The sequence below is a fragment of the Roseateles sp. genome (genome assembly GCF_039595595.1).
GTDB lineage: Bacteria > Pseudomonadota > Gammaproteobacteria > Burkholderiales > Burkholderiaceae_C > Roseateles.
The window spans coordinates 53977-78284 of sequence record NZ_JBCNLG010000012.1 but is presented as its reverse complement, the minus strand read 5'-3'; the positions used below and the strand labels follow the sequence as shown (position 1 = coordinate 78284).

The window sequence follows — 24308 nt, the reverse complement described above, 5'->3', positions numbered from 1 at the left end:
GACCCCCTCCGCATGAGAAGACCCCTGTTCACCGCCTGGCTGATGGCGCTGGCGATGCTGATCGCCGCCGGCCCGGCCGCGGCCGATGACGTCCGGCAACGCACCCGCATCGACGAGGACTGGCGCTTCGCGCTGGGTCACGCCTGGGATCCGTCCCGGGACTTCCACCATGGCATGCGCCCCTTCTTCTTCGCCAAGGCCGGCTTCGGCGACGGCCCGGCCGCGGCCGACTTCGACGACCGGCCCTGGCGCCGCGTCGACCTGCCGCATGACTGGGCGGTGGAGCTGCCGTTCAGCGAGCGCGGCAGCTCGCCGCATGGCTCCAAGGCGATCGGCCGCGCATTCCCGGAGAACAGCATCGGCTGGTACCGGCGCGAGCTGGCCATCCCGGCCGCGGCGCGCGGCAAGCGCATCGCGCTGGAGTTCGATGGCGTCTTCCGCGACAGCGTGGTCTGGATCAACGGGCATTTCCTGCGCCGCGAGGCCAGCGGCTACTCGAGCTTCCGGGTGGACCTCACCGACTACCTGAACTACGGCGGGCGCAACGTGGTCGCCGTGCGCGTGGATGCCACCACGCAGGAAGGCTGGTGGTACGAGGGCGCGGGCATCTATCGCCATGTGTGGCTCACGCAGACCGATCCGCTGCACGTGGCGCCGTGGGGGACCTTCGTGCGCACGGCACTCAAGGGTCAGCAGGCCGAAGTCGCGATCGACACCACCGTGCGCAACGACGCCGGGACCGCCGCGTCCTTCACGCTGGAGCACGAGCTGCGCGATCCCGAGGGCCGCGTCGTCGCGCGCGCCCGCACCCCGGCGCGGCAGGCCGCCGCCGACGCGAGCGTCACGACGGCCGCGACGCTGCGGGTCACGCAGCCGCGGCTATGGTCGCTGGAAACGCCGCAGCGCTACACGATGACCACGCGGGTGCGCCGCGACGGCCAGGTCGTCGATCACTACGACACGCCCTTTGGCATCCGCACGCTGCGCTTCGACCCCAACGAGGGCTTCTTCCTCAATGGCCGCCCCGTGAAGCTGCATGGCGCCAACAACCATCAGGACCACGCCGGCATCGGCATCGCGCTGCCGGACGCGCTGCACGATGCGCGGCTCAAGATGCTCAAGGCGATGGGCGTCAACGCGATCCGATCGGCCCACCACCCGGCCACGCCCGAACTGCTCGACGCCTGCGACCGTCTCGGCGTGCTCGTCATCGACGAGCACCGCATGATGGGCACTGCGCCGCAGCTCCGCGACGAACTCGAGCGCATGGTGCGGCGCGACCGCAACCACCCCTCGGTGATCCTGTGGTCGGTGGGCAACGAGGAATGGGCGATCGAGAACACCGAGATCGGCACACGGCTGGCGCGCGAGATGCAGGCCATCGTGGCGCGGCTGGATCCCACCCGGCCGGCGACGCTGGCGGCGTCCAGTTCGGGTCAGGTGGAAGGCACTTCGGTCGGATCGCAGGTGATCGGCTTCAACTACAAGGGCCAGCACGACATCGACGCGATGCACCGCCGCTTCCCGGACCGGCCGATGGTGGTCACCGAGGAGGGGCTGACCTATGCCACCCGCGGCGTCTATGCCGACGATCCGGCGCGGGTGCAGGTCGCCGCCTACGACCGGCGCTCGGGCGGCACGTCGACGTCGACGATCGAGGAGGCGTGGCGCTTCAACGCCGAGCGGCCCTTCCTGGCCGGCATGTTCGTCTGGACCGGCTTCGATTACCGGGGCGAGACCACGCCCTTCGGTTGGCCGGCCGTGTCGTCGCAGTTCGGCATGATGGACACGACCGGCGCGCTGAAGGACAGCGGCTACTACCTGAAAGCCGCGTGGACCGCCGAGCCGATGGTCCATCTGCTGCCGCACTGGAACTGGCCCGGCCGCGACGGCCAGCCGGTGGACGTGCGCGTCTACGGCAACACGGAGGAAGTCGAGCTGCTGCTCAACGGCCGCTCGCTGGGACGCCAGACGCTGCAGCGTTACGGCCACCTGCAGTGGAGCGTGCCCTACGCGCCGGGCACGCTGACGGCGCGCGGCTACAAGGGCGGCCAATGGGTGGCCTCGGACACCGTGGCGACCACCGGCGACGGGGCCGCGGTGCGGTTGAGCGTCGACCGCCAGAAGATCCGCGCCGATGGCAGCGACGTGGCGGTCGTCACCGTGAACGTCGTGGACAGCGAGGGCCGCGTCGTTCCGACGGCCAGCCAGCGCATCGGCTTCGAGGTCGAGGGCGCCGCGCGGCTGATCGGCATGGGCAACGGCGATCCGGGCTCGCACGAAGCCGACAAGCCGGCCGAGCGCCATCGCTTCGTGCCGCTGGGCGACTGGGGGCATCGCGGCATCGATCGGCCGGAGGACGCCGCGGCGCTGATCGCGGACGCCAATGCGCAGGCCTGGCGCGAGCCCTTCGGATGGGTGCCGCCCGAGCAGCAGCCCGCCGACAGGGCCTGGAACATCGTGCGCGCCACCTTCCCGCGGCCGACCACGGTGGCCAGCGAACGGTCGACGCTGTTCATCGGCGATCTCGGCCCCGGCCAGCAGGTCTATGTGAACGGCCAGGCCGTGACGCCGAGGCTGGACCAGGGCCTGGGCGTCGTGGACCTGGACCCTGCGCAATGGCGCGACCGCAACACGCTGGTCCTGGTCTTCCCCACGCCGGCCGGCGGCCTGCGGGCGATGACCGACAACGCGCAAGGCGGCAAACGCTGGGTGACCCTGCGCGTGACCACGCCAGCCGCGCCGTGGGAGCGCCGCGTCTTCAACGGCCAGGCGCAGGTGCTCCTGCAATCGACCGGCGCGCGCGGTCCCGCGACGCTGCGCGCCCGTGGGGAGGGGCTGCCGGCCACGACCTTGACGATCGACGCGTTCTGAAGCGCCATGCACCACACAAGCAAACCGGCTTCCTTGCCGCTGCTCGGAGCGACCGCTTCAGCCATGTTGCTGGCGCTGTCGATGACCACCGGCGCGATGGGCGCGCCGCCGGGCACCTCGATGGACAGGGCCCGCGCCCTGGTGGCGCGGATGACGCTGGAGGAGAAAGCCAGTCAGCTCCAGCACGATTCACCGGCCATTCCACGGCTGGGCATCCCGGCCTACAACTGGTGGAGCGAGGGTCTGCACGGCGTGGCGCGCGCGGACGTGGCCACCGTGTTTCCGCAGGCCATCGGCCTGGCGGCGACCTGGGACACGCCGCTCGTGCAGCGTGTCGGCGAGATCACCGGCATCGAGTTCCGCGCCAAGTTCCTCGCCACCGTGAGCGCCGACGGCTCCTCCGTCCTGTACCGCGGCCTGACCGTGTGGTCGCCCAACGTGAACATCTTTCGCGACCCGCGCTGGGGCCGCGGCCAGGAGACCTATGGCGAGGATCCGTTCCTGACCTCACGCATGGGCGTGGCCTTCATCCAGGGACTGCAGGGGCCCGACCCGCGGCGGCCGCGCGTGTCGGCGGCGGTGAAGCACTTCGCCGTGCACAGCGGCCCAGAAGCCGACCGCCACAAGGAGGACGTGCAAGTGGCGCCGCGCGACCTGGTGGACACCTATCTGCCGGCCTTCCATGCGGCAGTGACGCAGGGTCGCGCGGAATCCGTCATGTGCGCCTACAACGCCGTCGACGGCGTGCCGGCCTGCGCCAACGAGCAATTGCTCCAGCACTATCTGCGCGGCGCGTGGAAGTTCCAGGGGCATGTGGTCTCCGACTGCGGCGCGGTGGCCGACATCCACATGGACGGGGCCCACCACCACGTGAAGACGCCCGAGGCCGCCGTGGCGCTGGCCGTTCGCGCCGGCACCGACCTGATCTGCGACTTCAGCGTCAACAGCACCGGGGCTCCCGCCACCACCGTCGCCGCCGTGCGGCAAGGGCTGCTCCGCGAGGCGGAACTCGACCGGGCGCTGCATCGGCTCTTCGATGTGCGGCTGCGCCTGGGCCTGCTCGACCCGCCAGAGCAACGGCCCTTCGCCGGCATCACGGCGCGCGACTTCGATACGCCGCCGCACCGGGCGCTCAACCTCGAAGCAGCCCGGCGCTCGCTGGTGCTGCTCAAGAACGATGGCCTGTTGCCGCTGAAGGCCGCGCCCCGGCGCATCGCCCTGATCGGCCCGAACGCGGACAGCGTGGACGCGCTGGTGGGCAACTACAACGGCACGCCGTCCCGGCCGGTCACGCTGCTGGCCGGACTGAAGGCGCGCTTTCCGCAGGCCCGCATCGATCTGGTCGATGGCAGCGACCGGGTCGCAGTACCTGAAACTCCAGCGTCGGAGCCCCGCGGCCCCCGTCCCGACCCGGACGCTGCGGTCGCCGCCGCTCGCGAGGCCGATCTGGTGGTCTTCGCCAGCGGCCTGAGCGCCGCGCTGGAAGGCGAGGAGATGCCGGTGACGGCGCCCGGCTTTGCTGGTGGCGATCGCACCTCGATCGATCTGCCGGCGCCGCAGCAGCAATTGCTCGATCGTCTGACCGGCCTCGGCCGCCCGCTGGTGCTGGTGAACTTCAGCGGCAGCGCCATGGCCTTCGGTGCCGCGACGCGGCGCGCCTCGGCGATCGTGCAGGCCTGGTATCCGGGCGGCGAAGGCGGCCAGGCCGTGGCGGAGCTGCTGGCCGGCGACTTCAGTCCGTCGGGCCGTCTGCCGGTCACCTTCTACCAGTCGGTCGAGCAACTGCCGCCGTTCAAGGATTACGGCATGGCGGGCCGCACCTACCGCTGGTTCAAGGGCGAGCCGCTTTTCCCGTTCGGCCATGGCCTGGGCTATGCCCGCTTCAGCTACTCGCAGGCGAAGCTGGCCAAGGACCGCGTCACGGCGGGGCAAGGGACGCGACTGTCGGTGTTGTTGAAGAACGAGAGCGGCCGCGAGGCGGCCGAAGTGGTGCAGGTCTACGCGACGCGTTCCGGTGCGATGGCGCCGGAACGCACGCTGGTCGCCTTCCGCCGGGTGGTGCTCGGTGCCGGGCAGTCGCGCCGCGTCGTTGTCGACCTGGACGCGAAGGCGACGAGCATCGTGCGGGCTGACGGCCAGCGCGTGGTCGAGCCGGGCCCCGTCGCGCTGTGGATCGGCGGCGGACAGCCCGTGGCCGACATCACCGGCGTGCGCGCGCCGGGTCAGGCGCTGACGCTGCAAATCACCGGCCACGCACGAATCCGGGAGTTCTGAACATGGCATCGAAGCAGACCTCAGGCGCGGCATGGGCCGCGATCGCTGTCGTCACAGTGCTCGTCGCGGGCGGCTGGCTGATGAAGCGCTCGGAGGTCCCCGCGCCAGCCGCCGAGCCGGCGCCCTCCCCCGCCGCGAACCCCCAACCATCGAGCACCACCGTACCCTCTTTCCAAACCGCCTCCGGCGCATCGCCGGCAGTGCCGACGCTGCCGCCCGCGACCACATCGGCGCCCCTCCCGCTGGCCTCGCCGGCGGAGGCGCTGCGCAGGGTTCAGCTGGCCCTGGACGGCGCCGGAACGTCGCGCGACATGCTGGACGCCGCCTCCATGCTCTCGGCCTGCCAAGGCGCCGACATGGCGGCGGAGCACATGTACCGGGAGCGCGACCAGCCATCGCCGGGGGGGCAGCAGCTTCAGCGGATCACCGGGTTGTCCAGCCAGGAGCGGATCCGGCTGCAGCAGGACTTCCAGCGTCACTGCCAGGTCTTCGACGCGGCCACGATCGCGCGCCAGGGAGAGCTGTTCAAGCGCGCCTACGACGGGGGCGCCAGGGACGCGGCACTGCCCTACCTGCAATGGCTGGCCGGCAGCGGGCGGCCCATCGATCCTGAGCTCCGCGGCCGGCTGCAGCGCGATGCGCGTCAGACCGCGGAGGACGGCGATTTCATCGCGCTCACGAGCTACAGCTTCGCTTTCAACGCGAGCACGCTGGGCATCACCGAAGTGCAGCGGCAGGCTTACAAGGAAGCCTGGCTCCGCATCCAGGGGCTGATGTCCGGCGCGGAGATGGAGCGGGCCAGCCGCATCTCGATGGCCGACATGGAGAAGCTGATGGGCCAATGGGGCGCGGCGCCGTCGGCCTTGAGTGCCGATCAGCAGCGCGAGGCCGACGCCCTGACCGCGCAGGTGATCGACGCGTGGCGCAAGCGTCAAGGCAAGCGAGGCTGACCGCACGGCGGGCCGGGGCCCCTCGGGCCCCGTGATGTCCTGGAGAGATTTCCGCCACTGGGGCGTCACCTTGGGTGAAGAAGATGCGAGCGCTTTTCAAGCATCCATCAAGCATCCACCTAGGACCCCCGATGCACCTTCGTCTGCTCCCCCTCACCCTGGCCTCGCTGCTCGCCTGCGGTGGCGCCTTCGCCGCCAGCGGCAGCTTCAGTACCCTCGCCTACAACGTCGCGGGCCTGCCTCAGGGCGCCTCCAGCGCGGCGGGCGACCGTTCCACCGCGACCAGGAAGATCAGCTGCTACGTCAAGGCCTTCGACATCGTCAACGTGGAAGAGGACTTCAACTACCACGCCGATCTGTATGACGCCTGCGACGACCACGCCTTCCGCACCCCGACCAGCGGTGGCGCCGGCATCGGCAGCGGTCTCAACACGATGAGCCGCTTCCCCTTCGACGACCTGGCGCGCGTGCGCTGGAGCGATTGCAACGGCGTGGACTGCCTCACGCCCAAGGGCTTCACGATGGCGCGCACGCGCCTGGCCGAAGGCGTCTACGTCGACATCTACAACCTGCATGCGCAGGCTCAGGTGGAGACCGCGGACCTGGCCGCACGCCGCAAGAACGTCGAGCAGATGCTCGCGTACATCGAGTCGGAATCGGCCGGCAACGCGGTGATCGTGTTCGGCGACACCAACACCCGCTACACGCGCGGTGGCGACAACATGGGCCAGTTCCTGCGCCACGGCTTCACGGACGCCTGGATCCAGGGCGTGCGCGGCGGCAGCGTGCCGCCGGTGGGCGACCCGCTCCTGTGTGAGCCGGCATTCACCAGCGCCAGCTGCGAGATCGTGGACAAGGTCCTGTTCCGCGGCAATGGCCAGATCACGCTCACGCCGTCCGGCTACGCGGTGCGCACCGATGCCACGGACGCAAACGGGACCGAGCTGTCGGACCACCGGCCGGTCTCCACGCAATGGAAGTGGAGCACCGCCGACAACCGCCGCCTGAGCGACACCGTCGGCGGTCCGCACGGCACCAGCTTCAACGATGTGAACCTGCTGCCCGCCAACCCGGCGGTGCGCCAACTCAAGATCCGCAGTGGCAGCCGTGTCGATCGCGTCGAGGTCGTACTGTCCAATGGCTTCCCGCTCGGACACGGCGGCACCGGTGGCAACGAGCAGGCGCTCACGCTGGCCGATGGCGAGGTGCTGACCTCGGCGAGCTTGTGCGCGGACCAGTACAAGGGACAGACCCGCATCTTCTCGGCCGCCTTCACCACCAGCGCGCACCGCACGCTGGCTGGTGGCAGCACGAGCGGCAGTTGCACGACCTTCACCGCGCCGTCGGGCTGGGCCATCGTCGGCTTCCACGGCCGCGACGGCGATGAGGTGGACAAGCTCGGCGTGGTGTACGCGCCAGTGGTCTCGAACACCGGCGCCAAGGCCGCGGCCACGCGCCTGGTGAACGTCGGGTCGGGCCTGTGCATGGACCTGAACCAGTCGCGGGCCGCGCAGGGCAACGCCGTGCTGCAAGCCAGCTGCAACGCCGGCAGCACCAGCCAGACCTGGCACTACGACGCCGCCACGGGCCTCGTGCGCAGCATGCTCGATCCGCACTACTGCCTGGACAACGGTGGCGCTTATGCCGACGGCGCCGCCCTCGTGGTGGCGCAGTGCACCGGCAGCGCCAACCAGCGTTTCAGCGTCGATGCCACGAGCGGCCGCTTCACGCTGCGCACCGCTCCGGATCAGGCGGTGGATGGCACTGGCGCCCAGCCGGGCAGCGCGCTGAAGACCAGCCGCTACCAGGGCACCAGCAGCCAGCTCTGGAAGCAGCAGCCCTGAGCGCCTGAGGCGCTCGGGCTCATCCGGGCGCCCTAGTGGCGCGGCCCGTGCCTGGCACCCTGGCCGTTGGCGAGCTTGAAGAGCGACACCGCCTGCAACAGCTGCTGCGCCTGGTTCTTCAAGCTCTCGGCGGCGGCCGCGCTTTCCTCGACAAGGGCCGCGTTCTTCTGCGTGACCAGATCCATCTGGCTGACGGCATCGCTCACCTGCGAGATGCCTGAGCACTGCTGGACGCTGGCCGCGGCGATCTCCGCCACGATGTCGCTGACGCGCTGGATCGCGGCGACGATCTCGTCCATCGTCTTGCCGGCCTGGTCCACCAGCGCGGTCCCTTCGTCGACCTGATGGACGCTGTCGCCGATCAGCGTCTTGATCTCCTTGGCCGCTTCGGCGCTGCGCTGCGCCAGGCCGCGGACCTCCGACGCCACGACCGCGAAGCCGCGGCCCTGCTCGCCGGCGCGCGCCGCCTCGACGGCGGCATTCAGCGCCAGGATGTTGGTCTGGAAGGCGATGCCATCGATGACGCCGATGATGTTGGCGATCTTGCGGCTGCTGTCGCTGATGCCTTGCATGGTGCTCACGACCCGGCCGACGACCTCGCCGCCCTGCATGGCGATCGTGGATGCGCCCTTGGCGAGCTGGTTGGCCTGCTTGGCGGCGTCGGTGTTGTTGCGCGCCGTGGCGTTGAGCTGCTCCATCGTCGCGGCGGTCTGCTCGAGCGCGCTGGCCTGCTCCTCGGTCCGGCTGGACAGATCCTGATTGCCCTGCGCGATCTGCGCCGAGGCCGAGGCCACGGACTCGCTGCCCAGGCGCACGCTCGAGACGGTCTCCACCAGCGCCCCATGCATGAGACGCAGCGCCGCGTACAGCGAGGCCGTGTCCCGCGGCGCCACCGTGATCGAGCTGGTCAGGTCGCCCCGGGCGATGCGCTGGGCCTCGTCGCGCGCCGCCGCGGGCTCGCCGCCGAGTTCGGTCAGCACGGAGCGGGTGATGGCCCAGGCCATCAGCAGCGACAGGACCAGCACGGCGCTGGCGACGCCAAGCGTGGAAGCGATGGTGTGCGCGATCCGCGCCTCCGCGGCCGCGCCGCCGGTGCGCATCAGGCCTTCCTGGAACTCGACCATCTCCTCGACCTTGGCGAAGAACACCTCCTGCTTGGCCCGGCCCTCTCCCAGCGAGAGCCGCGCGGCGTCCTCCCACTTGCCCTCGCGCAGCAGACGGACCTGCTCGGCGCGCACGCGGCCGAAGTCGGCGTGCAGGTCGATCATGGACTTGAACAGCTCATCGCCCTTGGGCGTGTTGATCAATCCCCGAAGCCGGTCGAAGCGCGCCTGGTTGGCGGAGACTGCACTGTCCAGCTTGTCCAGCTGGCCATTGACCTCCGACGGCCGTCCCAGGCTGGCGGCCACGATGGCGCTTCGCAGCGAGCGGGCCTGCAGGTTCACGGCGTCGTAGATGTCGCGCGACACGTCGATCTTCGGGTAGCGGTCGTCGACCACTTGAGTGACGGCGGTCTGGATGTCCTCCAACTGGCTCCAGGCCACGGCCGCGAAGGTCAGGATCAACGCGGAGACCAATCCGAAGCCGAGGGTGAGCCGCCGGGCGACGGTGAGGCGGGCGAGCGCATGCATGGCGGAGCTCCTTCTTGCGGAAGCGCGAATCGATCGCGCTCGAACCGCTCCGGCGCGATCAGTCGTCCCAGCGACCTCCACCAGCTTAGGGGCCGCGCGCTCGCAAGTCATGGCCCCGGGGCTCGCAGTCCCCCCATTCCGATGCCCCGAAGTCGCTGCGTTCGGGGGCATGAATGCCTTTGTCGCGAGGCCTGCGGCTGGCCCGCGAATTGCAAGCCTTCGCGCGCACGACGCGCGAGGCGGTAACTCCTTGCCCGACTGACATTCCTCGTCCGCCCGGGATGACAACGTTGACAAATTTTGTTGGCGCGACGCATCCGAGTTGCAACGGAGATATCACGGCCTCGCGCGCATGACGCTTCACATCATTCGAAAGGAAATCATGTCGACCACTCCGAACGCCACGCCCGTGGTCCAGCGGCTCGCGCTCGCCCTTCTGATGGCAGGCCTGGCCTCCTGCGGCGGGGGAGGATCGGCGGCGTCGCCAGGCACGGAGGCGACCACGCCCCCGCTGGGCACCGCGCCAGCCCCTTCACCGGCCGCATCGCCATCGCCATCGCCATCGCCGTCGCCATCGCCATCGCCGTCGCCATCGCCATCGCCGTCGCCATCGCCATCGCCATCGCCATCGCCGTCGCCATCGCCATCGCCGTCGCCATCGCCGTCGCCATCGCCATCGCCGTCGCCATCGCCGTCGCCATCGCCGTCGCCATCGCCGTCGCCATCGCCGTCGCCATCGCCATCGCCGTCGCCGTCGCCATCGCCGTCGCCATCGCCATCGCCATCGCCGTCGCCATCGCCATCGCCATCGCCGTCGCCATCGCCATCGCCATCGCCATCGCCGTCGCCGTCGCCATCGCCATCGCCATCGCCATCGCCGTCGCCGTCGCCATCGCCATCGCCGTCGCCGGCTCCTTCATCGTCGATCACGGCGGCGCTGGGCGCTCCCAACCGGTTGCTGGGCGGCCTGGGGGCGGGTAATCCGATCGCTGAGATGACGGCGCAGCAGATCCGTCCGGACATCATCGACACCTATCTGGTTGGTGTCGGCGACGGGTCCTGGCCGAGCTGGAACAGTCCCAGCGGCGCCTACGTCACTTACGTCTCGGCCAACGTCTCTGCCGCCGGCGCGGTGCCGATGTTCACGCTGTACCAGATGGCGTCACGGGGTGAAGGGAACCTCGCCGCGATCAACGACGCCTCCTTCATGTCCAGCTACTGGGCGCAGGTCAAGCTGATGTATCAGAAGATCGGCGCGACCGGCCTGCCAACGCTGGTCAACCTGGAGCCGGACTTCTGGGGCTTCGTGATGACCGGCGCGCCGGGCGCCGACCCCACGAAGCTGCCGGCGCGCGTGAGCCAGGTCGCGGAATGCGCCGGCCAGCCGGACAACGCCGTCGGCATGGCCGGCTGCCTGCTGGCGCTGGGACGGGCCTACGCGCCCAAGGCCAAGATCGGGTTCCCGCCGTCGTTCTGGGGGCGCGATGCCACGGCGGTCGGCGCCTTCATGCTGAAGCTGGGCGCGGACAAGGCGGACTTCATGGTCGGCCAGACGAGCGACCGCGATGCAGGCTGCTTCGAAGTGTCCCCGCCGCCGGCCGAATGCGCGGGGCGCGGCAATGGCCCGTTCTACTGGGATGAGAACAACGTCGCGACGCCCAACTTCCATCAGGACCTCGCGCAATGGGCGGCGGTGAGAAGCAAGCTCGGGAACCTGCCGATCCTGTTCTGGCAGACGCCGATGGGCGTGCCGTCGTCGACGCCGGGCGGAACGCCCGGGCACTACCGCGACAACCACGTCCAGTACATGCTGACCCACGCGAGCGAGTACACGGCCAGTGGCGTGTTTGCGATCGTGTTCAGCGGAGGCGGCAGCGCTTCGGCCAACATCACGACCGACGGCGGGCAGTTCGCACGGCTGTTCAAGGCCTATCTGGCGAATCCGGCACCGCTCCCGCGCTGAGGCGACCTGACTGCGCGGCACTGCTGGCCCTCACCCCGCCCTCTCCCGCATCTCGGGAGAGGGTGCAAGAAGCGCGCCGGCCGGTATGACCCCCTCGCCCGCTTGCGGCAGACGGAGGGGTGAGGGCCAGCGGCGGTCGCAGTCCGCTACTCCTGCGGCGCCAGCAAGCGCCCGAACAGCAGCTTCACCAGCAGCATGGCCACGCCCGCGCTGCCCACGAGCGCCGCATGCAGCGTCCAGAACTGCGAGCCCGGCAGCACCTCCAGCAGCCCGGCGAGCCACCCGACGAACATGTTCCCGAAGAACAGATGCAGGTAGTAGATCCCGATCATCACGCCCTGCAGCCCGCGCGGCGCCGCGCGCGAGTACAGCGCCAACCCCACCGGCATGATGTTGGCGAAGCCGATGTCATTCACCAGCGTGTAGGCGAAGGTCCACAGGATGCTGATCTTGGCCCCCCCGGCCTCGAGCGACATCGCCGGAATCAGCAGCAGCGCCGGCGCGCCCGCCGCCACGAAGCAGCCCAGCGCGATCTTCGTGACCTCGTCGGGCTCGCGCCGCCGCGTCGCCCACCAGCGCCAGAACGCGATCGATCCCAGCATGGTCAGGAAGCTCACCGTCGCGTCGACGGACTGCAGCCAGGTCACCGGCACCAGGAAACCGCCCACGGCCATGTCCATGTACTTCTGCGACCACAGCGGGTAGGCGTTGTAGAACTGCTGATTGCCAACGATCGACAGCATCAGCAGCGGCAGGATGGCCACGAGCAGCAGCACCTGCATCACGCCGCGGCGCCCGATCGGAGGACTCGGAGGGCTGGGCGCGCGCTCGGCCGCCACCTTCTTCGCCGTCTCCGGCGGCAGGAACCGCCGGCCCGCCAGGTACACGGCCAGCCCGATCAGCATCCCCACGCCGGCCGCGCCAAATCCCCAATGCCAGCCCACGCGCTCGCCCAGCGTGCCGCAGACGATGGGCGCGGCGATCACGGCGATCTGCACCGCCAGCATGAAGATCTGGAACGCGCTGGCGCGGCGCTTGTCCTCGGGGCCGTACAGGTCGCCCACCTGGGCCGCGATGTTGCCCTTGAAGCAGCCCACGCCCAGCAGCAGGCAACCCAGCGCCGGCAGCAGCGCCGCTTCGATGGCCATCAGGAAATGGCCCAGCGCCATCAGCAGCGCGCCGATGACGACGGTGCGCGTGCGGCCCAGCACGCGGTCGGCCAGCAGGCCGCCGAAGATCGGCGTGAGATAGACGAAGCCCGTGTAGAGCCCGAACACCACCGAGGCCAGCTGCTGCGTCGAGCGCGATCCGGTGATGTGCTCGATCATCGCGCGCAGCGTGTCCATGCCGGCCACGATGCCGATGTGCTCGGGCATGAACAGGTAGTTGCTGAGATACAGCACCAGCAGCGCCTGCATACCGTAGTAGGAGAAGCGCTCCCACAGCTCGCAGAAGGCCAGCCAGCCCAGGCCGGCGGGATGGCCCAGGAAGGATCGGTCGAAACGGGCGCGCGCGTCGCTGGTGGCGCCGGCGGCCGCGGTCAAGGGGACGGTGGTCAAGACAAGTCCTGTGAAGTCCGGAAACCGCGCGACTGTCCCTCAACCGGCGCCGCCCGGCAATGCGCACTCGCCCGCGTGTGACGAGCGTCATGGCGGCGGCGGGACGCCTCGCGGACCTTGCCCATTCATCCCTGATCGAGCAGGAATGGGCAAGACGAATGCAGTTTCGTGCCTTGCCCGGACCTGAGTGGATGCGAACAATCCACCCCATCGCATCGAACCTTCTTCGATCACCGCCACGGAGTCCGCAGCCATGAACAACTTCAGCCTCAACACCCCCACCAAGATCCTGTTCGGGAAGGGCCAGATCGCCCAGCTCGGCCAGGAAATCCCCGCGGACGCCCGCATCCTGATCACTTACGGCGGCGGCAGCATCAAGAAGAACGGCGTGCTCGATCAGGTCCGCGCGGCACTGGCCGGCCGCACCGTGCTGGAGTTCTCCGGCATCGAGCCCAACCCCACCTACGAGACGCTGATGAAGGCCGTCGACGTCGTCAAGGCCGAGCGGATCGACTTCCTGCTCGCCGTGGGCGGCGGCTCGGTCGCCGATGGGACGAAGTTCATCGCCGCCGCCGCGCGCCACGACGCCGCCCAGGACCCCTGGGACATCCTGCTGACCCATGGCGCGAATGTCGCTGGCGCCGTGAAGATGGGCGTCGTGCTGACGCTGCCGGCCACCGGCTCCGAGTCCAACAACGGCGCCGTCATCAGCCGCCGGGCCACCGGCGACAAGCTCGCCTTCTTCTCGCCGTTCACCTACCCGGTGTTCGCGGTCCTCGATCCGGTCAGCACCTACTCGCTGCCCGCCCGCCAGGTGGCCAATGGCGTGGTGGACGCCTTCGTGCACACCGTCGAGCAGTACCTGACCTACCCGGCCGAAGGCCGCATCCAGGACCGCTTCTCCGAGGGCATCCTGCTGACGCTGATCGAGGAAGGCCCGCGCGCGCTGACCGAGCCGCAGAACTACGACGTTCGAGCGAACGTGATGTGGAGCGCGACGCAGGCGCTCAACGGGCTGATCGGCGCGGGCGTGCCGCAGGACTGGGCCACGCACATGATCGGCCACGAGCTGACCGCGATGCATGGCCTGGACCACGCGCAGACGCTGGCGATCGTGCTGCCCTCGCTGCTGGCCTACAAGAAGGAGCAGAAGCGCGCCAAGCTGCTGCAGTACGCGGACCGCGTCTGGGGCCTGCGTGACGGCAGCGAAGAGCAGCGCATCGACGGCGCCATCGCGGCAACGCGCGCATTCTTCGAGCGGCTGGGCGTCGGCACGCGCCTGTCGGCCTACGGGCTCGATGGCAGCACCATCCCGGCGATCATCGCCAAGCTCAAGGAGCACGGCGGCACCGCGCTGGGCGAGCACCAGGACATCCGCCCCGAGGACAGCCAGCGCATCCTCGAAGCGGCCCGCTGATCCGGACCCGCCCCTTCCCGCGGCGCGGGCGGCCTGAGGCCGCTCGCGCCCGATGTCCTTCGAGGCCCCATGGCGACCACCCTCAACGACAGCATCCGCCGGCGCATCATCGATGCGGCGACCCGCTTCTCGACGGGGGCGTTCTCGACGCCCTCCCCGGTGGCCGGCGTCCGCGTGCTCTACACCGACACGCCGCATCCCCGCACGCCGGTGCTCTACGAGCCCTCCATCGTCATCGTCGCGCAGGGCGCGAAGGTGGGGCATGTGGGCGACCGCAGCTTCCGCTATGACGCCGACAACTACCTGCTGCTGACGGTCCCGCTCCCCTTCGAATGCCAGACCATCGCGAGCCGCAAGGAGCCCTTCGTCGGTGTGTCGATCGACATCGACACCGCGATGCTGCAGGAGTTGCTGATCGACCTCGAGGACGAGGACTTCGACCGTCCCGCCACGCTGGACTGCCCCGGCGTCAACAGCGCCCGCTTCACCGAGGAGGTGCTGTGCGCGCTCGAGCGGCTGGTCGATGCGATGAACCATCCGCGCGATGCCAAGGTGCTGGGCCGGCTGATCATCAAGGAGATCATCTACCACGTGCTGTGCGGCGAAAGCGGCGCGGCGCTGCAGGCGCTGGCCCACCGGCACACGCACTTCGCTCAGGTGACGAAGGCGCTGCAGCACATCGAGTCGAATTACGCCAAGCCGCTCAACGTCGAGCAGCTCGCCAAGCTGGTGAACATGAGCGTGTCGGCCTTCCATCACAACTTCAAGGCGGTCACGAACACCTCGCCGCTGCAGTACGTGAAGAGCTACAAGCTGCACAAGGCGCGGCTGATCATGCTCAACGAAGGCGTGAAGGCCGGCGTCGCGGCCACCCGCGTCGGCTACGAAAGCCCGTCGCAGTTCAGCCGCGAGTTCAAGCGCTACTTCGGCGCCACGCCGCTGGACGAGGTGGCGCGGCTGAGGGCGCCGCGTTAGGGCGTCGCGTCAGGGCGCTGCGGCGGCGCGCCAATGCATGACGAATCCAAGCCACGAACAAGCATGAAGGAGACAGGATGAACGCTGGATCGACACTGCGGCCGTTGCGCGTGACCGCAGCAGCCTTGCTGCTGGGCAGCGCCTTGAGCGCGGCGGCTGCCTGCGGCGACGACGCCCTGGGCACCGCGCGCGTGTTGACGCTGCCGCGCGAGGCGGCCGCCTACGGCCGCATGCAGCATGCGCCACTGCCGCTGCAACCGGATGAGGTGGTGATCACCTTCGATGACGGTCCTCGCCCGGAATCCACGCCGCTGGTGCTCAAGGCGCTGCGGGCCGAGTGCGTGCGCGCCACCTTCTTCATGGTCGGCGAGCCGATGCGCGCGCATGCGGCGCTGGCCCGCGAGGTCAAGGCGCAGGGGCACAGCGTCGGCGTGCACGGCTGGCGCCACGAACACTTCGCGGCCCTGACGGAGGCGGCACAACTGGCCGATCTGCGCGCGCTCGAGGCGGCCTATCGCGAGGTCCTCGGCGGCACCGCGCCCGCCTATCGCTTTCCCTTCCTCGAGGAGACGCCCTTCCTGCGCGGGGCGCTCGCCGCGTCGCGCACCACGGTGATGTCGGTGGACCTGGGCGTCGAGGACTGGGAGCCGCAGACCGCGCAGCAGATGGCCGACAAGCTGACGCAGCGCCTGGCCGCCTCGCGCGGCGGCATCGTGCTGCTGCATGATGCGCAGGACCGCACCGCGGCGGCGCTGCCGCTGCTGCTGCGCACGATCAAGGCGCATGGCTACCGCGTCGTGCATCTGCAATGGGCCGATGAGCCGCCCGCCAGCGGCCTGAAGTCCAGCGGCGGCTAGGCCAGGCCGCGTTCGCCGCCGCTGGGCACGGCTTCGCCGGCCAGCGGCGCCAGCGCCACCCGATCCCGTCCGGCCGCCTTGGCCTGGTACAGCGCGGCGTCCGCCGCCGCGATCAGTGCCTCCACGTCGGCGAGCGCGTCGCGATCGAAAGCGGCCGCGCCGACCGAGCAGGTCAGTTGCCCCACCACCGCCATCGGCGGCGCCGTGACGCCGGCATGCAGGGCTTCCAGCCGCGCGCGGTCCGCCGCGATGCGCAGGTCCAGGCCGGGCAGCACCAGCAGGAACTCCTCGCCGCCATAGCGGCCCACGGCGTCGTAAGGGCGCACCGAGGCGTCCAGACGCCGCGCGAACTCCTTGAGCACCGCATCGCCGGCCGGATGGCCGTGGGTGTCGTTCACGCGCTTGAAATGGTCGATGTCGGCCAAGGCGACCGTCAACGGCACCCGCTCGCGCGAAGCGCGCGAGACCTCCCGGGCCAGGATCTCCATCAACGCGCGCCGGTTCCACACGCCCGTCAGCGGATCGCGCAGCGCCTGCTCCCGCAGCTGCTCGCGCGAGGTCTCGAGCTCCCGCGTGCGCTCGCCCACCAGCCGCTGCAGCGTGCGCTCGTTGCGCAGCAGCGCGCGCACGCGCCACCGGTAGCTGCCGTAGGACAGCAGCGCCAGCACGGCGCAGCCCGCGACGATCGCCATGGTCGAGCGCCACCACGGGGGCAGGACCTCGATCTCCAGCGCGACGATCGGCGATTGCGTGTCGAGGTCGGGGTTGGCGGCCATGATCTGCAGCCGGTGCGCCCCGGGCGCCAGGCCGTCGAAGCGGATCGCCCCGCGGCCGGCCTCCGTCCAGGGCACATCCTCGCCATCGTCGCTGCCGAGCAGCCGGTAGCTCGTGCGCAGCGAATCGCGGTTGAGCGGACTCAGCACATGCCAATCCACCAGCACCGGATCGCGCGACGCGGCGGTGATCTTCGCGGCCTGCGCCGGCCAGGACCGCGCGCCGGTCTTCACGCTGTCCACCACCACCTCCAGCGTCGCGGGCACCACGAGCGCCTCGGGATGGACGATCTGGCTCACGCCCCGGCTGGTGCCGACCCAGATGGCGCCGGCCACGTCCTCGTGCAGCGCGCTCAGGTTCGCGTCGGGCCAGACCAGGCCCGCCGATTCGTCGAAGCGGCGCCATCCCGCGGGCGTGCGCAGGATCAGGCCACTGTCGGTGCCGACCCAGAGCCAGCCGCGGCTGTCCTGCATCAGCGACACGATGCCGCGGCGCGTCAGCACGTCGGGCGTCAGGCGCTCGGCAGTCCAGCGGCCGCCGCCGGACCGCGCGACATGCCACAGCTGTCCCGGCTCCATCACGACCCAGACCTCGTCCGTCCCGCAGGCCAGGCTGGTCGCCCGGCCCTTGGGGAGTCCGTCCACGTCCGCAGGCACGAGCCGCTGGCCCGGCGCCGTCCAGAACAGCCCCTGGTGCGCCGAGACCCAGAGCCGGCCGGCGCTTCTGCACAGGCGATAGACGCCATTGCCGGAGCGGCGCTCGTCCGCCAGTCCCTCCCAGCGCGTGGGGCGGGCATTCGCGTCGCGCGGATCGATCGAGTACACGCCGCCTTGCGTCCCGATCATCAGTTGGCCGGGGCTGTCCAGCATCAGGGCGCGGATCTCTGGCAGGCCGTGCGCGACCGGCCGCCAGCCGTGCCGGCCGTCCAGGCGGCGGAGCGTGCCTTCGAAGGTGCCGGACCACAGCCGCCCCTGCCCGTCGCGCTCGAAGCTCGACACCGCCTGCCCGTCCGGCGGCGCCGGCAGCAGGCGGCCGGCCCGCGCGTCGAAGTGCAGCGCGCCGCGGTTGCTGGCCATCCACAGACTGCCCGGGTCGCCGGCGGAGAAACCCCAGGTGTCCCCCCAGGCGCTGCCCAGCTCGGTCGTCCAGTTGCGCCAGTGGCGATAGCCGCGCCACTGGGCCACGCCCCATCCCGTCGTGCCGAGCCAGAGATCGCCGTCGCGATCGATGTTCATCGACATCGCATCGGCCCCGGACCAGGCCGGCGAGCGTATCAGTTGCCATTGGCCGCCGCTCCAGCGGCGCAGGCCTTCGTTGGAGAACACCAGCACGCGACCTTCCCGGTCCTCGGCGATCGGGGGCGTGCGGCAGTCCCCGACGACGTTGTCCACCACCGGCGGCGAACCCGGCGGCGTGGCGTCGACGAAGCGCTCGGTGCCGGCCAGCCGCCGCAGGATCCGGTTGCCGCTGCGCGCCCAGAGCGCGCCATCGCTGGCCAGCAGCGTGCTGCCCCAGCATCCTGGCGGCACGCCCTGCGCGGGCCCGAGGCGCTCGAGCTCGCGGCCGTTCCAGTGGCACAGCGTCCGTCCGCAGCCCAGCCAGAGCTCGTTGTCGCCGACCGCCAGCAGCGAGCGCAGCGGGCCGGCGCGATGCTCGTCCAGCGCCACGCGCACCTGGACCGGCGCGCCGGGCCGCTGCGTCACGCGCAGCAGGCGCCGCCCGCTGAGCACCCACACCCCGTCCGGCGCCGTCGCCAGTGTCGCGCCGGTGTCCACGGGCACGGACTCGCCGACGCGCGTGGCCCGGGTCTGGCCCGGATCGAGGACGAACAGTTGCTGCCGCATCCCGATCCACAGCCGGCCCCGGGCATCGGCCGCGAGCGCGGCCACGATGGTGTCCTGCAGGGGCTCGGCCACGGCGTCGATGGGCTCCACGCGCTCGCCGGCGTAGCGGTACAGGCCGTTCTCGGTGCCGATCCACAGCCGATGGTCGCGATCATGGGCCAGCGCGGTGACGGCCATGTTGGTCAGGCCGTCCTTGTTCTGGAGGAAGCGCAGCGCCGGCGTCTGCGCGGCCGCCAGCGCCGCGCATGCCCACAGCGCGGCGGCGGCCAGCAGCCGCAGTGGCAACCGCAATGGCAGCCACCGTTGGCGCACGAACACGGCGCACCCGATCCAGGGCCAGCACACGGCATGCATCTCGGCGCAAAGCTCCTTCCAAGGGGAAGCGGCAATATTCCCATAGGCGGGGCGCGGGCGGCCGGTGGAAACTCACACGATGGCGACCGTGGTGCCAATGCCGCATCGGGTAGGACTTTCCATGGGCCATGCGCTGCAAGGCTGCGGTTCAATGTGTTGCGCAAGCTCCCCGTGCTCATGCACGCCCCCATTCCACCGGAGACCATCGTGAGCTCATTCGCCAATCTGAAGATCGGTGTGCGACTGACCCTGGGATTCGCGGCGGTGATCGCGCTGCTCACGCTGCTGGCGATCATCGGCGTCAGCAAGATCGCGGCGGTCGAGACCAACACCGAGATCATCCTCCACGACCGCTTCGTCAAGGTGAAGCTGGCCCAGTCCATCGAGAATGAAGTCAACAAGCAGCTCCGCGCCATCCGCACGGCACTGATCGCCTCCGACCGCGCGGTCGTCGACAGCGAGCTCGCCAAGCTCGAGGCGTCCGTCCCGGTGGTCTCCAAGGCGATGGACCAGTTGACCGCGACCGTCCACAGCGAGCGCGGCAAGGAGGCGCTCCAGAAGCTGACCGAGAGCCGCGCGCGATTCCGCGACAAGGAGAGCCGCCTCCTGGAACTGACGAAGGCCGGCAAGGTCGACGAGGGCCGGCTCTATCTGGTGTCGGACATCCTGCCGTCGCAGACCGCCTACCTGGCCGCCGTGGAGGCGTTCGCGGTGTCGCAGGCGGACGGCATGGAGGAGTTCGGCGCGCAGGCCAGCGCGCTTGCGCGCGGGGCCAAGACGCTGATGATCACGCTGTCGGTGATCGCGGTGCTGCTCGCGGTCGCGATCGCGCTGCTGCTGACGCGCTCGATCACGCGGCCGATCGCAGCGGCGGTGCAGGTCGCCGAGACGGTCGCCGCGGGGGACCTCACCTCGCGCATCGACACCAGCGCGCGCGATGAGACCGGCCAGCTGCTGACCGCCTTGAGCGCGATGAACCAGAGCCTGGTGAGCATCGTCGGCCAGGTGCGTCTGAGCAGTGACTCCATCGCCACGGGGTCTCATCAGATCGCCACGGGCAGCATGGACCTGTCGCAGCGGACCGAGGAACAGGCCTCCAGCCTGGAGCAGACGGCGTCCGCGATGGAGCAGGTCGCGGCCACCGCGCAGCGCAGCGCCGATTCGGCGCGTGACGCCACGGCCCTGGCCGCGACCGCCAGCGCGACCGCGACACGCGGCGGCAGCGCCGTGTCCGAGATCGTCTCGACGATGCGCGACATCAGCGCGAGCTCCAGCAAGATCGCCGACATCACCGGCGTCATCGATGGCATCGCGTTCCAGACCAACATCCTGGCGCTCAATGCGGCCGTGGAGGCGGCGCGCGCGGGGGAACAGGGGCGCGGCTTCGCCGTGGTGGCCGGCGAAGTCCGCACGCTGGCGCAGCGCGCGGGCACCGCGGCCAAGGAGATCCGCGCGCTGATCGGCGAGAACGTCAGCCGCGTCGAAGCCGGCTCGCGCCTGGTCGAGGGCGCCGGCGGCACGATGGACGAGATCGTGCGGCAGATCCAGCAGGTGGCGCGCCTCATCGCGGAGATCGGCACCGCGACCGACCAGCAGAGCCTGGGCATCGGCGAGGTCAGCAAGGCAGTCCACGTGCTGGACCAGGTGACGCAGCAGAACGCCGCGCTGGTCGAGGAATCCGCCGCCGCGGCGGACAGCCTCAGCCAGCAGGCCCGGCGGCTGACCGAGGTGGTGGGCGCCTTCAAGCTATGAGCGGCCGGGCGCTCGTGGCGCAGGGCCGCCTGAGCGTCTCGATCAGCGGTTCGCGCAGAACCCGAAGCTGGTGTTCGCGCCGGCCTGCAGCGTCTGGTTCCAGGAGACGCCCACGGCGCTGGCCGTCGCGCCGCTTTGCGTCACCGTGGCGTTCCAGGCGGTGTAGACCGCGCCAGTCACCGGGAAGGACACCGTCCAGTTCAGCGGCGCCGCATTCGGATTGGTCACGGTGACATTGCTGCAGTAGCCCTGCCCCCAGTCGTTGGCCACGCTGATGCTCACGGTGGCGGACTGCGCCGGCGTCGTCGGCGAGCCGCCGCCCCCTCCCCCACCGCCGCTGCTGCCCGAACCTGGCTTGGGCAGCACCGCGGGGAACTGCTGGCCCAGATCGATCTCCGTCGTCACCGCGAGGGCAACACCTGGCGCCAGCAGTTGCTGACCGAAGACATCGGTGATGCGGATGTCGTAAGGCCCCGGTCCCATGCCGCTCGGCGCGATGAAGTAGTTGTACATCTCGCGCCCGAGCGCTGTGAACCCGCCGCCGCTGCTGGGGCGGTACTCGAGCGTCGCCACCGGGCTGCTCTGGTCGCGGACTTGCACGCCCGTCCACCACTGGCTGGACCCTTCCTTGAAGAAGAGCTTGGCCGAGCGCGCCGGGCACGACACATAGCGCCAGCTGATGGGAATGCGGCCCGCCTCGATCGGCGAAATCTTCGCGAAGGCCTCCTGCGACAGGTCCACGTCGCCCGGCGCGCACTCGGGGCAGCGGTCGTCGACGCGGGCCGTCACCGACTGCTGGGTGTTGAGGTTGGTGACCTCAATGCAGGCGCCGCAGGCCTGCGCGGTGTTGTAGTCCGCCGTGTTCATCGCCACGGTCAGCAACTCGGTGGGCTTGGGCAGCGAGCAGTTGCCGCCCCCGCCGTATCCGTAGAAGGTGCCCTGCCCGGTGTGGGTCTGCTGGTAGTTGCCCTGGGCCAGGGCGGTGAGCGGCACGCCGGCCGCCAGCAAGCCCCCCGCGAGCAGCGGCAGGAACGCGCGGCGATGCGCCGCAGGTCGTGAAGTCATGGCGATCTCCCCTCGTCGAATCTCGTTGAGCCTCGTGGAACCTCGATGAACACGGCTCAAGGCCGTGAACCGCCCGAGTGTCCGGACTTCCCCGGCAAGCCCTCGTGAGATTGGGTAACGGCATATGACTGCGTTGTCATCGGCACGACATCGACGCGTCCTAGAGTCCGCCGCCGTTCCCACCTGATCCCTCCATCGATGTCTCTCTCCGCCTTCCCTTCGAAGCGCAGCCCCCTGCTGCTCGCCTTGCTCCCCCTCCTCGTGCCGGCGCTGCTGCTGGGCGCCTGCTCGTCCGATGACGACAACCAGGACGCGCCCCTCGTCGTCCCCGCCGCGCCGAAGGGCCTGGGCACGGTCGACACCGCCGCCGTGCAGGACGAAACGCAGGTCCCGCCCTTCATCGACAACATCGCGAGCAACCAGCGCGGCGACGCGCGCTACGCGACGCTGCAGACCAACGCCGGCGTGCGCGTGGTCGCAGGCTTCCTCGACATCTGGCAACCGAGCACGCTGCTGGTCGACGCTGGCGTGACCGCGCCGGCGCGCGATGGCTTCGCGGCCGTGGCGAACTCCTCTTGGAGCGGCATTCCCGGCGACGCCACCGATGGCAAGGTGCTCAACGCCGCCGTGCACGCGGCCAACGTGCAGTACGTCGTGGACGCGACGACACGCCGCACCGCGGCGCAGGAACTGGCCGCCTACCTCGACGACCGGCGCAACAAGGGCTACAGCATCAGCGACGGCCTGGGCCCGCTGACGCCGGCTTGGCGCACCCTCAGCGAGCAGACGACCACCATCACCGACATCGCCCCGGACGCGACCACGGTGCTCTACAACGACAAAGGCAACGACATCGGCAACGCCGGCGCGGCCAACAGCCACGGCTTCGGCGCGGCGATCGACCTGGTGGGCAACATCGGCAACAACGCCTCGACCGAGCCGGCCAAGCGTTTCTACAAGTACGCGCGCCCGTGGCGATGGAGCGCCAGCGTCAAGGTGGTGCCGGCCCTGGAGCCCGCGAAGAGCGGCACGCCCGCGACCGACGGCGGCTTCATCAGCGGCCACACCGCCGAAGGCGTCCGCAAGGCGCTGGCCATGGCCTACCTCGTGCCCGAGCGCTATCAGGAGATGGTGACCCGCGCCCTCGTCATGGGCGAGAACCGCGTCCTCGCCGGCATGCATTCGCCGCTGGACGTGATCGGCGGCCGCATCCAGGGCGTCGCCGCGGCGGCGGCCAACCTGGCCACCGATCCCAACAAGTCCGGCCGCCAGGCCGCCTACGCCCAGGCCCGCACCGCGCTGATGGCGGCCGTCGGCGCGAAGGACGCGGCGGCGCTGCAGGCCTATGCGCATTCGCTGCCGGCCTCGCAGGATGCCTACGCGGACTACGCCGCCAACAAGGCGACGGTGCAGCGCCTGATGACTTTCGGCCTGGCGCCGATCGGCGCGACGACCAAGGCCGCCACCGTGCCCAAGGGCGCGGAAGTGCTGCTCGAGACCCGCCTGCCCTACCTGAGCGCCGACCAGCGCCGCGTGGTGCTGAAGACCACCGCGCTCGCGTCCGGCTCGCCGGTGATGGACGACGCCGAAGGCTGGGGCCGCCTGAACCTGTTCGCCGCGGCGGACGGCTATGGCGCCTTCGATGGCGACGTCAGCGTCACGATGGACGCCGCCCAGGGCGGCTTCCAGGCGCTGGACATCTGGCGCAACGACATCCGCGGCGCGGGCAAGCTGACCAAGCTGGGCAGCGGCACGCTCGTGCTCGCCGGCGGCAACAGCTTCAGCGGCGGGACCCAGGTCTCGGCCGGCGTGTTGCGCGCCGACAGCGCCAAGGCGCTCGGCACTGGCGACGTCTATGTCGACACCGGCACGCTGATGACGCAGGCCGCCACGCCGGTCGCGGTCACGAACTACACGCAGCTGGCCGGCGGCACGCTGGAGCTGCATGTCGGTGCCTCGGGCGCGGGCAGCCTGGCGGCGCAAGGCAATGTGGTCATCGCCGGCGGCACGCTGACGCTGAAGTTCCAGCCCGGCTTCACGCCGCGCAGCGGCGACACCGTCACGCTGATCCAGGCCGCGTCGCTGAAGGGCGTGTTCGACAAGATCGTCGCCGACGGCTACACGGTCACGGCGAACTACACCGCCACCGGCCTTCAGATCCGCATCAACTGACGA

The 24308-nt window shown here is 70.3% G+C and carries 15 protein-coding genes; 10 read left to right on the top strand and 5 right to left on the bottom strand.

The genetic code is table 11. The annotated features are described in order from the left end of the window. The first annotated feature begins 12 nt into the window (after positions 1-12). From galA to ABDW61_RS15650, 4 genes are all read left to right on the top strand, one after another. Positions 13-2874: a beta-galactosidase GalA gene (gene galA, locus ABDW61_RS15665; RefSeq protein WP_343639931.1), complete on the top strand. Its 2862-nt coding sequence runs from the start codon at positions 13-15 to the stop codon at positions 2872-2874. Positions 2875-2937: 63 nt separating this feature from the next. Then, the gene (locus tag ABDW61_RS15660; RefSeq protein ID WP_343639929.1) at positions 2938-5148 is read left to right on the top strand and encodes a glycoside hydrolase family 3 C-terminal domain-containing protein; all 2211 of its coding nucleotides are present in this window, start codon (positions 2938-2940) and stop codon (positions 5146-5148) included. A 2-nt stretch (positions 5149-5150) separates the two neighbouring features. Then, on the top strand, positions 5151-6098 hold the full coding sequence (locus ABDW61_RS15655; protein ID WP_343639928.1) for a hypothetical protein: 948 nt from the start codon (positions 5151-5153) through the stop codon (positions 6096-6098). Between the two features lie 131 nt (positions 6099-6229). Beyond that, complete coding sequence (locus ABDW61_RS15650; RefSeq protein ID WP_343639927.1) at positions 6230-7942, top strand: ricin-type beta-trefoil lectin domain protein; 1713 nt, start codon at positions 6230-6232, stop codon at positions 7940-7942. Positions 7943-7974: 32 nt separating this feature from the next. Here the strand turns inward: ABDW61_RS15650 and ABDW61_RS15645 are convergent, their stop codons facing one another. Together ABDW61_RS15645 and ABDW61_RS15640 are read right to left on the bottom strand one after the other, a co-directional pair. After that, complete coding sequence (locus tag ABDW61_RS15645) at positions 7975-9573, bottom strand: methyl-accepting chemotaxis protein (RefSeq protein ID WP_343639926.1); 1599 nt, start codon at positions 9571-9573, stop codon at positions 7975-7977. A 360-nt stretch (positions 9574-9933) separates the two neighbouring features. Then, entirely contained in the window at positions 9934-10503 is a 570-nt protein-coding gene (locus tag ABDW61_RS15640) for a hypothetical protein (protein ID WP_343639925.1), read from the bottom strand. Between the two features lie 64 nt (positions 10504-10567). On the opposite strand from ABDW61_RS15640, the gene ABDW61_RS15635 reads away from it, so the two are divergent. Continuing rightward, positions 10568-11536 carry a hypothetical protein gene (locus ABDW61_RS15635; protein WP_343639924.1) on the top strand — a complete coding sequence of 323 codons (969 nt, stop codon included), beginning with the start codon at positions 10568-10570 and terminating at the stop codon, positions 11534-11536. Positions 11537-11682: 146 nt separating this feature from the next. On the opposite strand, the gene ABDW61_RS15630 is transcribed toward ABDW61_RS15635, so the two are convergent. Continuing rightward, complete coding sequence (locus tag ABDW61_RS15630) at positions 11683-13095, bottom strand: peptide MFS transporter (protein WP_343639923.1); 1413 nt, start codon at positions 13093-13095, stop codon at positions 11683-11685. Between the two features lie 253 nt (positions 13096-13348). Between ABDW61_RS15630 and yqhD the strand changes: the two genes are divergently transcribed. From yqhD to ABDW61_RS15615, 3 genes are all read left to right on the top strand, one after another. Next, the gene (yqhD, locus tag ABDW61_RS15625; protein ID WP_343639922.1) at positions 13349-14512 is read left to right on the top strand and encodes an alcohol dehydrogenase; all 1164 of its coding nucleotides are present in this window, start codon (positions 13349-13351) and stop codon (positions 14510-14512) included. Between the two features lie 69 nt (positions 14513-14581). Then, on the top strand, positions 14582-15487 hold the full coding sequence (locus tag ABDW61_RS15620) for an AraC family transcriptional regulator (RefSeq protein WP_343639920.1): 906 nt from the start codon (positions 14582-14584) through the stop codon (positions 15485-15487). 77 nt (positions 15488-15564) lie between these two features. Further along, positions 15565-16344, top strand: coding sequence for a polysaccharide deacetylase family protein (locus ABDW61_RS15615; RefSeq protein ID WP_343639919.1), 780 nt, complete (start codon positions 15565-15567; stop codon positions 16342-16344). Here the strand turns inward: ABDW61_RS15615 and ABDW61_RS15610 are convergent. Then, complete coding sequence (locus ABDW61_RS15610) at positions 16341-19280, bottom strand: diguanylate cyclase (protein ID WP_343639917.1); 2940 nt, start codon at positions 19278-19280, stop codon at positions 16341-16343. The two genes, ABDW61_RS15615 and ABDW61_RS15610, sit on opposite strands and share 4 nt — an antisense overlap. 243 nt (positions 19281-19523) lie before the next feature. Here ABDW61_RS15610 and ABDW61_RS15605 point away from each other — a divergent pair, with 243 nt between their 5' ends. Continuing rightward, the gene (locus tag ABDW61_RS15605) at positions 19524-21068 is read left to right on the top strand and encodes a methyl-accepting chemotaxis protein (protein ID WP_343639915.1); all 1545 of its coding nucleotides are present in this window, start codon (positions 19524-19526) and stop codon (positions 21066-21068) included. Positions 21069-21110: 42 nt separating this feature from the next. Here the strand turns inward: ABDW61_RS15605 and ABDW61_RS15600 are convergent, their stop codons facing one another. Next, positions 21111-22133, bottom strand: coding sequence for an expansin EXLX1 family cellulose-binding protein (locus ABDW61_RS15600; RefSeq protein WP_343639913.1), 1023 nt, complete (start codon positions 22131-22133; stop codon positions 21111-21113). Between the two features lie 198 nt (positions 22134-22331). Between ABDW61_RS15600 and ABDW61_RS15595 the strand changes: the two genes are divergently transcribed. Next, a complete protein-coding gene (locus ABDW61_RS15595) occupies positions 22332-24305 on the top strand; it encodes a phosphatase PAP2 family protein (RefSeq protein WP_343639911.1) in 1974 nt (657 codons plus the stop codon). Positions 24306-24308 lie beyond the last annotated feature (3 nt).